Source organism: Vibrio sp. KUL78 (genome assembly GCF_059725505.1).
Genome location: NZ_AP045837.1, coordinates 213279 through 227505, shown reverse-complemented (window position 1 = coordinate 227505; position 14227 = coordinate 213279). Strand labels below are relative to the sequence as shown.

General features: G+C 48.7%; 9 protein-coding genes and 1 pseudogene. 7 read left to right on the top strand and 3 right to left on the bottom strand.

Going from position 1 to position 14227, the window contains the following annotated elements:
* Positions 1-130 precede the first annotated feature (130 nt).
* The 4 genes from AC6I8Y_RS01075 (at position 131) to AC6I8Y_RS01060 (ending at position 3738) form a co-directional block, all read left to right on the top strand.
* Positions 131-766 carry a response regulator transcription factor gene (locus AC6I8Y_RS01075; RefSeq protein ID WP_042478622.1) on the top strand — a complete coding sequence of 212 codons (636 nt, stop codon included), beginning with the start codon at positions 131-133 and terminating at the stop codon, positions 764-766.
* 163 nt (positions 767-929) lie between these two features.
* The gene (locus AC6I8Y_RS01070; protein WP_042478620.1) at positions 930-1553 is read left to right on the top strand and encodes a MarC family protein; all 624 of its coding nucleotides are present in this window, start codon (positions 930-932) and stop codon (positions 1551-1553) included.
* A gap of 202 nt (positions 1554-1755) precedes the next feature.
* Positions 1756-2022, top strand: coding sequence for a DUF4212 domain-containing protein (locus AC6I8Y_RS01065; RefSeq protein WP_042478618.1), 267 nt, complete (start codon positions 1756-1758; stop codon positions 2020-2022).
* A 12-nt stretch (positions 2023-2034) separates the two neighbouring features.
* The gene (locus AC6I8Y_RS01060; protein ID WP_234494700.1) at positions 2035-3738 is read left to right on the top strand and encodes a sodium:solute symporter family protein; all 1704 of its coding nucleotides are present in this window, start codon (positions 2035-2037) and stop codon (positions 3736-3738) included.
* Positions 3739-3823: 85 nt separating this feature from the next.
* Here the strand turns inward: AC6I8Y_RS01060 and AC6I8Y_RS01055 are convergent, their stop codons facing one another.
* The 3 genes and pseudogenes from AC6I8Y_RS01055 to AC6I8Y_RS01045 all read right to left on the bottom strand — a co-directional run bounded on the left by AC6I8Y_RS01055 (position 3824) and on the right by AC6I8Y_RS01045 (position 9332).
* On the bottom strand, positions 3824-4162 hold the full coding sequence (locus AC6I8Y_RS01055) for a hypothetical protein (RefSeq protein ID WP_498020654.1): 339 nt from the start codon (positions 4160-4162) through the stop codon (positions 3824-3826).
* Between the two features lie 482 nt (positions 4163-4644).
* Positions 4645-8074 (bottom strand): annotated as a pseudogene (locus AC6I8Y_RS01050) (hybrid sensor histidine kinase/response regulator).
* A gap of 70 nt (positions 8075-8144) precedes the next feature.
* On the bottom strand, positions 8145-9332 hold the full coding sequence (locus AC6I8Y_RS01045) for a 3-phenylpropionate MFS transporter (RefSeq protein ID WP_498020653.1): 1188 nt from the start codon (positions 9330-9332) through the stop codon (positions 8145-8147).
* A gap of 217 nt (positions 9333-9549) precedes the next feature.
* Between AC6I8Y_RS01045 and AC6I8Y_RS01040 the strand changes: the two genes are divergently transcribed.
* The 3 genes from AC6I8Y_RS01040 to acs all read left to right on the top strand — a co-directional run bounded on the left by AC6I8Y_RS01040 (position 9550) and on the right by acs (position 14136).
* A complete protein-coding gene (locus AC6I8Y_RS01040; RefSeq protein ID WP_498020652.1) occupies positions 9550-11370 on the top strand; it encodes a DUF294 nucleotidyltransferase-like domain-containing protein in 1821 nt (606 codons plus the stop codon).
* A gap of 13 nt (positions 11371-11383) precedes the next feature.
* Positions 11384-12010 carry a 3'-5' exonuclease gene (locus tag AC6I8Y_RS01035; protein ID WP_042478645.1) on the top strand — a complete coding sequence of 209 codons (627 nt, stop codon included), beginning with the start codon at positions 11384-11386 and terminating at the stop codon, positions 12008-12010.
* 176 nt (positions 12011-12186) lie between these two features.
* Positions 12187-14136 carry an acetate--CoA ligase gene (gene acs / locus AC6I8Y_RS01030; RefSeq protein WP_234494707.1) on the top strand — a complete coding sequence of 650 codons (1950 nt, stop codon included), beginning with the start codon at positions 12187-12189 and terminating at the stop codon, positions 14134-14136.
* Positions 14137-14227: the final 91 nt, after the last annotated feature.

The window sequence follows — 14227 nt, the reverse complement described above, 5'->3', positions numbered from 1 at the left end:
GTGAAGCGGTTGTTCACAGAGTCATAGCTAAAAAGTCGATTCTGCTCAGAGTTTTGTATTGATTTAATTGTCCAAACATCAGACTGAATCAATAATAGCATTAACACTTTCGCAAAATAATTGAGACACTATGGAACCGAGCTATACCATCATTATCGCCGATGACCATCCACTGTTTAGAAATGCACTATTTCAGTCTGTCCATATGGCGATAAGTGGCGCGAACTTGCTGGAAGCTGACTCGCTGGAGTCGTTACTCAGCTTGCTCGAGAAAAGCGAAGAGCCTGATCTTATTTTGTTGGACCTCAAGATGCCGGGGGCCAACGGCATGTCTGGACTGATTCACCTACGTGCCGACTATCCTGATATTCCTATCGTCGTCATTTCTGCCAGCGAAGAACCCAGCATTGTCTCACAGGTCAAAATGCACGGTGCCTTTGGGTTTATCCCAAAATCGAGCGATATGCGCGCTTTGATCAGTGCGCTAAACCAAGTGCTCGAAGGCGAACCCTACTTCCCTGCAGAGCTTCTTGTCGACAGCAACGAAAGTAATGATCTTGCAGAGAAAATTGCTACCCTCACTCCACAACAATACAAAGTACTAGGCATGCTGTCAGACGGTCTACTCAACAAGCAAATTGCTTACGACCTCAATGTTTCGGAGGCAACTATCAAAGCGCACATGACGGCGATTTTCAGAAAGCTGGGTGTGAAAAACCGCACTCAAGCGGTGATCTTGTTGCAGCAAACAGAGTCCGATAGTTGATCGAGCAGCTATTATGTAACTAAGTGTGAATGCATTCACAATTACGTTGATACCATCCACAATACGTTAAATAATAGTGGCGCCTATTTCTGAGTCATTTCTTATGTTAATCAGATAGCTAGGCATTTTATCCCTCTGTTTCATCAAACTCTGGGAGGTACCCTTGCTCAGTATTCTTGTTACGCAATTCGTCGTCCTTTGGGCTGTCATCGACCCGATTGGCTCTGTACCCGTTTACCTATCTCAAACCCAACACCTCGATACCAAACATCGTCGCATCGTCGCCTTAAAAGCGGTCGCCATTGCAACTGGTGTGTTGCTGTTCTTTTTAATCGCGGGGCAATTATTGCTAGAGGCGATGCAGATTCCCCTACCGGCTTTTCAAGCCGCCGGCGGTCTCGTATTACTGCTGTTTGCGTTAACCATGATTTTTGGAGAGAGCAAGCCAGAAGAAGAAACCAAACTGGGACAAGAAGTAAGTCGATCGCAGCTCTCTGATCTCGCCGTGTACCCACTCGCGATACCCTCCATCGCCTCACCAGGCGCTATGATGGCTATCGTATTACTCACAGACAACCATAGACATTCTTTTATGGATCAAGGCATTACCGCCTTAGTAATGCTTGCGGTATTGCTCATCACCCTGATGCTACTGCTCGGCGCTACTACGATTCAAAAGTGGATAGGCAATGTGGGAGCCGCCATCATCAGTCGAGTCATGGGGCTGATCCTTGCGGCTGTCGCAGTAAGTAACTTATTGCAGGGAATCAAAGACTTTTATATCTAGATTTATCGAAAGATGTTAGACCTTTGGCTAATTTAACATCAGATTAACATCACACTTTTCAACCCATACTACCTTAAGCACCTGTATCTACGGCGCTTTCTTGTTTTTTACAGTCGACTAAAGTTGCACTGAGTTCTTGCCTTCACCCTGCTACCTTATAAAACGTAACAATACGTTAACACACACGATAAAGGAGAAGGCCATGGCGTTCGAATCATCAGAACAAGCTCAAGCCTATTGGAAGGAAAATCTAGGAATCATGGGTTCGCTACTCGCAATCTGGTTCCTTGTGTCTTACGGTGCAGGCATCCTATTTGTTGACGCACTTAATGCAATCCAGTTTGGTGGTTTCAAACTCGGCTTCTGGTTTGCACAGCAAGGGTCAATCTACACCTTTGTTGCTCTGATCTTTGTTTATGTTGCTCGCATGAATGCGCTCGACAAGAAATACAACGTACAGGAAGACTAAGAGGCATTTAAAATGGATATTCAAACTTGGACGTTTATTCTTGTCGGTATTACCTTTGCGCTCTACATCGGCATCGCGATCTGGGCTCGTGCTGGCTCAACCAGTGAGTTCTATGTTGCCGGTGGTGGTGTTCACCCTGTGGCAAACGGCATGGCAACAGCGGCTGACTGGATGTCGGCAGCATCTTTCATTTCAATGGCAGGTATCATCTCATTCATCGGTTACGATGGTGCGGTATACCTTATGGGTTGGACTGGCGGTTACGTACTTCTTGCACTTTGCTTAGCCCCTTATCTACGTAAGTTCGGTAAGTTCACCGTGCCAGATTTCATTGGCGATCGTTACTACTCAAAAACAGCGCGTATGGTAGCGGTATTCTGTGCCATTTTCGTTTCCTTTACCTATGTAGCAGGTCAGATGCGTGGTGTAGGTGTTGTATTCTCACGCTTCCTAGAGGTAGACATCAACCTTGGTATCGTTATCGGTATGGCCATCGTATTCTTCTACGCAGTAATGGGTGGAATGAAAGGGATTACCTATACTCAGGTTGCTCAATATTGCGTACTGATCTTCGCTTTCTTAGTACCAGCGGTATTCACATCGCTAATGATGACAGGCTCGGTACTGCCACAGGTTGGTTTTGGTTCGACGCTCACGGGTTCAGAAACCTACTTGCTCGATAAACTCGATGGGCTGACCGAGGAGCTAGGCTTTACCGCCTACACCGACGGCTCTAAGAGTATGGTTGACGTCTTCTTCATCTGTGCGGCGCTAATGGTGGGTACGGCAGGTCTACCACACGTTATCATTCGCTTTTTCACTGTACCTCGCGTAAAAGATGCACGTATTTCAGCAGGTTGGGCGCTCGTCTTTATCTCGCTTCTTTACACAACCGCACCAGCAGTTGCAGCGTTCGCTCGCGTTAACATGATCGATACCATCAATGGTCCAGACATGAAAGGCGTACAAGCGGAAGAAGCACCAAGCTGGTATAAGAACTGGGAGAGCACAGGTCTTGTTGGTTGGGAAGATAAGAATGGCGATGGTCGTATGTTCTACTCAGGCGATGAGCGCAACGAGATGAAGATCAACCGTGATATCATCGTATTGGCTTCTCCAGAGCTTGCTCAACTCCCTAACTGGGTTGTCGCACTGCTCGCAGCGGGTGGCTTAGCCGCAGCACTATCAACAGCAGCGGGTCTACTACTGGTTATCTCGACGGCGGTCTCTCATGATCTGCTCAAGAAAGGCTTTAAACCCGATATGACCGATAAGCAGGAGCTCATGTACGCTCGGATAGGTGCCGCCGCCGCGGTTATCGGTGCAGGTTACCTAGGCATCAACCCACCAGGCTTCGTGGCTCAGGTTGTTGCATTCGCCTTCGGTCTGGCAGCCGCATCCTTCTTCCCTGCTATTATCTTGGGTATCTTCTATAAGAAGATGAACAAAGAGGGTGCTATCGCAGGTATGCTTTCAGGTATCTTGTTTACTGCGGCTTACATCATCTACTTCAAGTTCATCAACCCTGCGGCAAGCACACCAGACAATTGGTTGTTTGGCATCAGCCCAGAAGGTATTGGTACGCTTGGTATGTGTCTAAACTTCACGGTATCCATTGTGGTTAACAAGTTTACGGCAGAAGTACCGAAAGATGTGCAAGATATGGTGGAATCGATTCGCTATCCGAAAGGCGCTGGCGCGGCTCACGACCACTAATCCACACGTATTAGCCTAATCCACACATAACAACAAAGGCCGCTGCAGATGCAGCGGCCTTTTTTTGTGCTAGCGAAATCAAATATTAGTCATAACGTGAGAAACGATACTCTACGTCAACAACGCCTTGGTACATGGTTGCACCATTCTCACCAGGCATAGTGTTGTATGACACGTCTTTGTCATAGATTTCGATACTGTTGTGGTCAAGGCTTTTCAAAGGAGTGCGCAACACAAACGCCAACTCATGTGACGGCTTAGAGGAAAGCTGTTCCGAAATACGGTTCGCCTCAGCCATTGCTTCTGCCTTGGTTTCAAAGAACCCGGTGTGCACGCCACCGTTTCCGTATAAGTTGTCTGCATTTGCAAAGGCTAAAGCCGGAGCCATTGCAAGGATAGCTGCAAGTGGTAGTAGTTTTTTCATAGTGACACCTCATCAAGTAGCACCGTTAAGTGCTCAACATTCGGTGAACGTACAACGACCTAACGCTCAACCAACTCCCTCTTTACTACGGAGGGATACCTAAAAAGTATTAAAAGAAAATCAAATTCAAATGATACTGGTAACGATTAGCATTTTGCATTAGTATCGCTTTTTGTTTTCATTTGACACTCATCTCTTACCCAATACGACCTGACACAGGTCACATTAATTTCAAAAAATTGCACTTTTTTTCAGCATTTTTCGAAAGAGTACTGATTCATAACGAATTAATTTCAGCATTGCGTTGACAGAAATCCCGCCAAGGCTGTGAGTGTTGCTATCCGTTAGTCGATGTCACAAAGAATAACTGGAACTACGTAAAGGATCTGTCAAGCGAGGTAAAGGTAAGGTGATATTGAGTAAAGACATGGAAAGAACACTAACATCGAAATGACAAATGCTTTTCCATACCTTATTGATCGCTAGGATTGATTGAGTATTGAACGCAGTTTAAGTGGTTTAACGGGTTTAGCTATAAAGGCAAAACCATTGGATTTAATGCCCTCAAGCATGGACTCTGTTCTATCGGCACTGATGATGACCCCTTTAAACGAATCACCGATGCGCAATCTAAACTGCTGAAGCACTTCCAAGCCCGTTCGACCATTATCGAGTCGATAATCGGAGAGGATTACGTCGGGCTCCCAGCCTTGGTCTAAGTGCTTAAGACTGCCCACTAAATCCAGCGCGGTGCGTACATCGCAGCCCCAACGAGCTAGTAAGGTTTCCATACCAACCAAAATATCAGGCTCATTGTCGACACAAAGTACTTTCAAATGCTTCAATCCAGCGTCACTCGATGCCGCGACTTTTTCTGCAACAGGCGCTACCTCACTCGCCAAATCAAGCGTTATGGAGAACACGCTACCGCGATCCGGCCACGAGCGCATAGAGATTTGATGATTGAGTACTCTCGCAATGCCTCGAGAAATGGCGAGCCCCAATCCCAGTCCCCTATCCGCTCGAGCTTGGTCTACACGGGTAAACTCGTTGAAAATCTCTTTCTGCTTATCTTCTGGAATCCCGATCCCATCATCCCAAACATCAATTCGTACTCGACCATTGATCCTTCTCGCCCCGAGAAGCACCTTGCCTTCTGGGTTGTAGCGAAACGCGTTAGTGAGAAAGTTCTGCAGTACGCGACGCAGCAACTTGGGGTCAGACTTGACGATGAGTGAACTTGAAACGACTGAAAAATCAATACTCTGCCCTTTTGATATAGCACTGAACTCGGCTTTTAAGTTGTTGAATACTTCTGATAGCTGAAAGCCTCGTACGTTAGTCTGTAGCTTGCCAGACTCCAGTCTCGATATATCGAGCAAATCGCCGATCAGCTCTTCTGCCGCGCCCAATGCACTCTCAATGTGACCGGAGAGTTTACGGGTTTCATCATCCTTACTCGCCTCAGAAAGGGAGGATGCGAATAGTCGCGCTGCATTGAGCGGCTGCATGAGGTCGTGACTCACCGCAGCCAAAAAGCGCATTTTAGACTGAGATTCAGACTCCGATTTTCGGGTTGCCAAGACTAAGCGCTGGTTAAGCTGTTCGAGCTCATGAGTTCTCTCAACCACTCGTTCTTCTAGACGTTCATTAGCATCTCGCAGCGCAGATTCGGCCTCTCGGAACACCGTAATATCGGTAAAGCTCATGACAAACCCTCCGCCTGGCATGGGGTTGCCTTGCACTTCAATGACACTGCCATCCGCTCTCACTCGCGACGAGGTATGTGGTGAGCCTTGTTCGAGATAATAAATACGCTTGCGCACATGTTCGTTTGGATCGCCAGGACCACATAGCCCTTGCTCAGCATTGTGACGAATCACGTCCGCAATGGGCCTTCCAACTTGAATCAGCCCCGGAGGAAAGGTAAACAGCTCTAGATATCTCCTATTCCATGCGACCAAGCGTAGTTGCTTATCAACAACCGCAATACCCTGCCCGATGTGCTCGATGGCGCCTTGCAATAACCCTCGGCTAAAGTGGTACAGCTCGGAGGCTTCATCAACAATCGTCGCGACTTCCTCAAGCTGCATGTTACGCCCTTGCAGCGCAGAGGTAAGAACCAGTTTCGCCGACGATGCACCAAAAACCCCCGGCCAACACACGCTCGGTATGTCGAATCAGCTCTGCGGTCGCTTGCTGGTTTGGCAGGGGTTGGCTTTCTTGCTGCCTCCAGAACTGACGAAATGCACTGCGAACCCGCGTTCGCCCAACAAATCGGGAGGCCAGCATCTCTAGTTCTGCCACTGTGACTCGACTTTGGTAGAGACTCAGGTTTTCACTTTCAGGAAGAGGGGTACCGACAAAAGACGCTGACTGTAAACGCTCAGTCAGGCTAGAGCGTGTCGCGAGCGAAATGACGACAAAACAGATAGCGTTTAACACCACACTTATCAACATCCCCCAATCCGAGCTCGCAATGCCCCATGATGAGAGCAAATCTGGTGGCGTAATCATCCATATCAAAAGGTTACTGCTCGCGTCACCCGCCAGAAGGCCGGTTTCACTCATCAGTGTGATAAGCCAAATGGCAAAACCAACAAACAGCCCGACATAAACCCCTTTACGGTTGCCAAGTCGCCAGTACATTCCGCCGATCAGAGCGGGGGCAAACTGGGTAATTGCCGAGAATGACAAGAAGCCAATTGCCGAGAGTGAGTGGATCGTATCGAGCGCCTGATAAAATAGCCAAGCACCAAACAACAGCAAACAGATCAAGGCTCTACGGATAACCAATAACAAGCCCGAAAGATGGCGGTGCGAGCGATGTGCTAGCTTAATACGACGCAAAAGCAGTGGCATCACAAGATCATTCGACATCATAATGGCCAGCGCGATCGTAGATACAATTACCATACCGCTCGCAGCCGACGTGCCACCTAAAAATGCCAGCAAAGCAATGTTATTAGCCTCGGCAAACTTAGGGATACTGATAACAAACGTATCTGGCGATGTCCCCATTAACAGCCCTTGCCCCACCCAAGCAATAGGAAGCACAAATAGCCCCATCAGCACCAAGTAAACTGGGAACAACCATCGAGCTGTATGCAAATCTTGAGCACGTTCATTTTCAACCACCATGGTATGGAACTGCCTTGGCAGGCAGACGATCGCCATCATGGTGAGTCCTGTGTGTATCAACAAGGTTGGGACATTGGGGGATTGGTAGGTGCTTGACGCCAATTCGGCGAGGTGAATGTCTGGTCGATCCCATGCAAGGTAAAGAATAAACACACCGACTACCAAGAACGCCACCAGCTTGACGATGGACTCAAACGCGACCGCCATCATCATACCGCGGTGATGCTCGGTATTATCGATGTGTCGAGTGCCAAACAGCATGGTAAAGATTGCCAAAGCACCAACGACAAACCATGAGATGTGTTTATCTTGATACCCAAGCTCGCTGGCAAGATCAGGGGCGACAACCTCGAGCCCCATGGTGATGCCGCGCAGTTGCAAGGCGATGTAAGGCAAGATCCCAGCCACGGCAATCAAGGTCACAACGACGGCGAGCCCTTGAGACTTGCCATATCGCGCGGCTATAAAGTCAGCGATGGAGGTGATGTGCTCGCGCTTAGCGATTAGAATAAGGCGGGCAATGACGCGCCAGCCTAATGTAAAGACGATGATTGGGGCTAAGTAGATTGGCAAGAATGCCCAAGGATTTGCGCTCGCTTGTCCGACCGTTCCGTAGAAAGTCCAGGATGTACAGTAAACAGCAATCGATAGACTGTAGACCCAAGGTCGCCAGTTGGAGAGCCATTTTTTCTGCCTATCGCCGTACCACGCTATTAAAAATAGTATGCCCAAATAGGCCAGTGACACGGGGACGACGATCCATCCTTGCATATGTGATATCCCTTTAAATTTGTTAACTATTATTTAAAGGGTTATCAGCATTTTTCTCAAATGTCGCCAATCAATTCTGTGGCTCAGGCTGAGGTTTTTCCGTGATATCTTGCGCGCCTTTTCGACTCGGCTCAACTTTGATAAACAGCGCCAATAGCCCCATAACGGCCATACCCCAGAATACGTTAGCTCCCCAGTTCTCGTAGCCCCAGCCACTGACTGCCATCATTAGCGCAATAAACGCCCCCAACGGAATCGCATTGTAGAGCGCTTGCAGCGCCACCATCTTGTTCGACTCAGACTTCTGGATATATTGGATCGCGGCAATATGAGCAATGGCAAAGGTCACGCCATGTAACAATTGAATCACAACCAGCGCGGCAACCGCGGTTGTCGATGCCGTCAGTCCCCAACGAACCATGACGCCCACAGAAGAAATGACAAACAAGGTGCGCAGTGACCAACCAGCAAACCACTTTTTACTAAAGGCAAACAGCATGACCTCTGATACGACACCTAGACTCCAAAGATAACCGATTAAACTCTCTGGATGCCCCGCCTCTTTCCAATAGATAGAACTAAAGCTGTAGTACGCAGCATGGCTACCTTGGATAAGGGCTATCAATGCCAGAAAGCGAATCACTTCGGTATCTTTTAGCAGCGCACTCAACTTAGGTCTAACGGTATCTTCTTCGCTCTGCGAAACCGGCATAGTGGCTGGGTTTCTCATCACCAGGAGCATAGAAATCACGAAGCCAGCGATTGCCGTATAGACGATCATATTGGCACCAAACTGAGACGCTAAGTAGCCAACGGCTGACGAGCCCGCAATAAAGGCGACCGAGCCCCATAGCCTAGTGCGACCGTAATCAAGCATATTGCAGTTCGCATAGTGGTTCGCGGCGGCGTCCGATAGGGGAACAACAGGACCAAAGCTGAGGTTAAACAGCACAGTTACCAATGCCAGCATGGCAAAACTCGGATCCGCAGCTAGGTGCGCAGCAAGGAAAATCGTACAGGCTAACGTCGCCCAGCGAAGCGCAGGCAGCAGGCTCTCTGCTTTATGGATCCTAGGCGTGATGATCAGGTTGGCAACGCAGCGCGTCGCAAAGCCTAACCCCATCAATAGGCCCACATCCGCTGCCGACACCCCTTGGTCTTCAAACCAAAGTGCCCAAAACGGAAGATAAACACCGTAAGAAAAGAAGAAACCAAATAAGTACTGGGAGACCCAAGCAAAAGGGGTTGGCGTTATCATGCAAATTAACCTAACTACAGCAGAACGGACAGAACAGAGGAAACGGCGCCATTATGCTACGAGTCTGCGCTCATAAAAAGGGAATTAATGAGTGAACGAATTTTCCCTTATTTGCTTGGCACCTAAATCTCGGTTGCTCTACGACTAAAGTCGTCTGGAGCTTAGCCACGAATTTGCCAGACTATTGCCATGATGTGGGAAAATGGAGCTTACTGGTATGCCTGATAAATTTAATATGTCGTCCCCCCCGTTTGACAGACTCAGTGAGCCTCAACAGAACCAGCTCCGCTCCGCCTTGGATGTTGCTTACTATCGAGATAAAGACACCATTGTTAAAGCGGGAGCCGAATCTGACCAGCTCTACATCATCATCAAGGGCTCAGTTGAAGAGCGCGATACTGAGCGCAAAGAGGTCTACGCCCACTACACCTACGATGACATGTTTGATGTACGTGCGCTTCTGAGTGGTGCGGTAAAACATGACTATGTGGCGCTCGAAGACACCCTAGTGTATCTGCTCCCCAAAGATGTCTTTGTCACCCTTTACCACAGCAATGGGCAGTTTGCGGCCTACTTTGATACCAGCTTGGCAACACGCCAACAACTTATCGAAGAAGCGCAGAAGCAGCAAAATCTTGGTGAATTTATTCTGACTAAAGTCGATGAAGAGATCTACCATCCCCCCTTGATCCTGCCAGCAAGCATGCCCATTACGGAGGTCACTCAAGCCTTATTAAATCAGGGTGTCGACGCGGCTTTGATTGAACTCGATGAGAACGACCCGAGACTTGCCGCGCACACATCCCGTTATGGTATTGTCACTCGAACCAATATGCTGCATGCCGTTGTACTCGAACAGCTCGCTGCCAATACCGCTATTGGCGACATCGCCACTTACCCGGTTCACCAAGTCGAAAAGCATGAATTCCTCTTTAACGCCATGGTCACCATGACGCGTCAAAGAGTAAAGCGCTTGATGGTCTGCAACGGGAAAGAGGCGGTTGGGATGCTGGATATGACCCAGATACTGAGCGCGTTTTCTACCCACTCTCATGTGCTATCTCTTAGCATCGCGCGGGCAAATAGCATTGATGAGCTCGCCCTAGCCTCCAATCGCCAGCAGCAATTGGTCGACAGTCTCGTGACCAACGGCATCCGAACTCGCTTCATGATGGAACTGGTTTCCGCAGTGAATGAACAGATCATCGAGCGCGCCTTTGAGCTTGTTGTCCCGCCAGCCATGCATAATCACTGCTGTTTAATCGTGATGGGGTCTGAAGGTCGAGGCGAGCAGATCCTGAAAACCGACCAAGATAATGCGCTGATACTAGAGCAAGGATTAGAGTGGCCGAATCAGCAACGTGTCCTTGATGAACTCAACCATACTCTTGCCCGGCTCGGCTACCCACTTTGCCCCGGCAACGTCATGGTCAGCAACCCTCACTGGGTCCGAACAACAACTGAATGGCAGCAACATATCGAAAAGCTTGTCGCCAGTGCAAACAGTGAAAGTGTCATGGAAATCGCCATCCTTGCCGATGCTCGGGCTGTTGCAGGGAACCTCGAGCTACTTGCACCTGTAAAACAGCACTTGCAGCAACAAATGGAAGGACAAGAGCTCATATTGACTGAGTTCACTCGCCCAGCGCTGAACTTTGCGGTACCCCTGACCCTGTTTGGTAATGTAAAAAGCTCCAAGCAAGGGGTGGATCTAAAACAAGGGGGGATCTTCCCTATTGTTCACGGTGTTCGAGCGCTAAGCATGGAATACGCCATCGATGCCACTAACACCTTTGATCGCATCGACCAGTTGGTGACTAAACGAGTACTAGAACAAGAAACCGCGGAGAACCTAGCGGAGGCGCTGAAGCATTTTTTCAAGCTCAGATTACAACAACAGCTGTCGCATCACGATATTAGTAATGCCATTCAATTAGACGCGCTTGAACGCCCTGAGCGCGACCTGTTACGTCATGGGTTACATGTGGTGAAAAAGTTTAAGCAGTGGCTTGGCTATCACTACCAGATTCGTCATTGATAGTGATCTTGCTATGAATATTCTGACCAAAGCCTATTGGCGCTATCAAACCAAAGGGAGTGATTACCAAAGCCTCTTCACTCGCCCAGTACCAAATGAATTTGTTTCACTCGATTGTGAAACCACCAGTCTCGATCCGAATGTGGCGGACATTGTGACCATTGCCGCCACAAAGATTATTGATAACCGCATTATCACCAGCGCTCCGTTTGAGGTCAGACTCTCTGCGCCGAAGTCTTTGGATGAAGACTCTATCAAGATCCACCATATCAGACACGACGACCTCAAGCATGGCATCAGTGAAAAGCAAGCCATTCAAGCGCTGATAAAATTCATCGGTAACCGGCCACTGGTGGGCTACCACATTCGTTATGACAAAAAGATCCTCGACCGTGCCTGCAAAAAGCACCTCGGCTTTCCCTTGCCTAATGCCCTGATTGAAGTGAGCCAAATCTATAACGACCAGCTGCTTAAAATGCTGCCCAATGGCTATTTTGATCTGAGTCTTGAAGCCATCTGTCGCCATTTACAAATACCCAATTACCACAAACACGATGCGCTCGAAGATGCCAAAGCAGCAGCGATGGTTTACCTAAAGCTGACTCGTGGTTCACTGCCACCGTTTCGACCTCAGAGCTAGTTTCACCCGAACTGCGACCCACATCTCATTACCAACCTTCGTTAACCCACTAATTTAGCTTAACTTTTCACCAGTACGCCTAAAGTCTAATTGCTCATTGTCTCGAACTAGCCGAGAGTTAATACACGATCTAGTTCAGCCCTAGCCCGCTAAGCTCAATTCAAAGGAGAGAAGCAATGAGTGAAGTTCATGTTTATCCGGTAAAAGAAAACATTAAAACCAACACACATGCGGATAACGACACTTATCTATCTATGTATCAACAGTCCGTCTCGGACCCTGAAGGATTCTGGGGAGAGCACGGCAAAATCGTTGATTGGATTAAGCCATTCACCAAAGTCAAACACACCTCTTTTGACACTGGCCATGTCGACATTCGCTGGTTTGAAGATGGTACACTGAACGTCTCAGCAAACTGTATTGACCGCCATCTCGCAGAGCGTGGTGATGACGTCGCAATCATTTGGGAAGGCGACGATCCTGCTGACGATAAAACCCTCACCTTCAATGAACTGCACAAAGAAGTGTGTAAGTTTTCTAACGCACTAAAAGCACAAGGCGTCAACAAGGGCGATGTGGTCTGTCTATACATGCCGATGGTTCCAGAAGCGGCAGTCGCAATGCTCGCTTGTACACGTATCGGTGCTGTCCATACCGTTGTCTTCGGTGGCTTCTCTCCTGAAGCACTGTCAGGTCGTATTATCGATTCAGACGCAAAAGTGGTGATTACTGCAGATGAAGGTGTACGTGGTGGCCGCGCAGTACCTTTGAAAAAGAACGTTGATGAGGCACTGACGAACCCAGAAGTGAAAACCATTTCCAAGGTTATGGTACTTAAGCGCACGGGTGGTGATGTGGCTTGGCATGAGCATCGTGATGTGTGGTGGCATGAAGCAACCGAAAATGCCTCTGAAGTTTGCCCACCAGAAGAGATGAGCGCAGAAGACCCGCTATTCATCCTTTATACTTCTGGCTCAACAGGTAAACCAAAAGGCGTTCTGCACACCACGGGGGGATACCTCGTTTACGCAACCATGACCTTTAAGTATGTCTTCGACTATCAGCCAGGCGAAACCTTCTGGTGTACCGCTGATGTAGGCTGGATTACCGGTCACACCTACCTCATCTATGGTCCACTCGCCAATGGTGCGAAGACCATTTTGTTTGAAGGTGTGCCTAACTACCCAGATACCAGCCGTATGAGTGAAGTCGTCGACAAGCACCAAGTCAACATCCTCTATACTGCACCGACTGCGATTCGTGCGCTAATGGCGAAGGGCGATGAAGCGGTCAAAGGCACCACTCGCGACAGCCTACGCATCATGGGCTCAGTTGGCGAACCAATTAACCCAGAAGCCTGGGAATGGTATTACAAAACTATCGGTAACGAGCAATCACCTATCGTCGACACCTGGTGGCAGACAGAAACAGGCGGTATCTTGATTACTCCACTACCGGGAGCCACAGAGCTCAAACCAGGTTCGGCAACTCGCCCATTCTTCGGCGTGCAACCTGCGCTAGTCGACAACATGGGGAATATTGTCGATGGCGCGACCGAAGGCAACTTAGTCATCCTAGACTCTTGGCCGGGTCAAATGCGTACCGTTTATGGAGACCACGACCGCTTTGAGCAAACCTACTTCTCGACCTTTAAAGGCATGTACTTTACGGGTGACGGTGCTCGCCGTGATGAAGATGGTTACTACTGGATTACCGGCCGCGTTGATGATGTGCTTAACGTCTCCGGCCACCGTATGGGTACCGCAGAAATTGAATCTGCGCTGGTTGCTTTCGATAAGATTGCTGAAGCCGCAATCGTTGGTATTCCACACGACATCAAAGGTCAGGCTATCTATGCCTATATCACGCTAAATGATGGCGAGTTCCCATCGGCAGAGCTGCATAAAGAGGTGAAAGATTGGGTTCGTAAAGAGATCGGTCCAATCGCCACGCCAGATGTACTGCACTGGACGGACTCACTACCTAAGACTCGCTCTGGTAAAATCATGCGTCGAATTCTACGTAAGATCGCCACTGGCGACACCAGCAATTTAGGTGATACGTCAACGCTTGCCGATCCGAGCGTCGTCGATAAGTTGATTGCAGAGAAAGCCGAGCTGGTTTAGTGCATCTCTGTGACAATCTGATAACAAGCCGCCCCTTCTGGGGCGGCTTTTTTGTTTCAGCTTTTTTCAGCTGGCTGTCAAAATGTGCTCT

Excerpts from the sequence above, each read along its gene's own strand:
- AC6I8Y_RS01075 (WP_042478622.1), top strand. The coding sequence starts at position 131 with ATGGAACCGAGCTATACCATCATTATCGCCGATGACCATCCACTGTTT.
- AC6I8Y_RS01055 (WP_498020654.1), bottom strand. The coding sequence starts at position 4,162 with ATGAAAAAACTACTACCACTTGCAGCTATCCTTGCAATGGCTCCGGCT.
- AC6I8Y_RS01035 (WP_042478645.1), top strand. The coding sequence starts at position 11,384 with ATGAATATTCTGACCAAAGCCTATTGGCGCTATCAAACCAAAGGGAGT.
- AC6I8Y_RS01060 (WP_234494700.1), top strand. The coding sequence starts at position 2,035 with ATGGATATTCAAACTTGGACGTTTATTCTTGTCGGTATTACCTTTGCG.
- AC6I8Y_RS01040 (WP_498020652.1), top strand. The coding sequence starts at position 9,550 with ATGCCTGATAAATTTAATATGTCGTCCCCCCCGTTTGACAGACTCAGT.
- acs (WP_234494707.1), top strand. The coding sequence starts at position 12,187 with ATGAGTGAAGTTCATGTTTATCCGGTAAAAGAAAACATTAAAACCAAC.
- AC6I8Y_RS01065 (WP_042478618.1), top strand. The coding sequence starts at position 1,756 with ATGGCGTTCGAATCATCAGAACAAGCTCAAGCCTATTGGAAGGAAAAT.
- AC6I8Y_RS01045 (WP_498020653.1), bottom strand. The coding sequence starts at position 9,332 with ATGATAACGCCAACCCCTTTTGCTTGGGTCTCCCAGTACTTATTTGGT.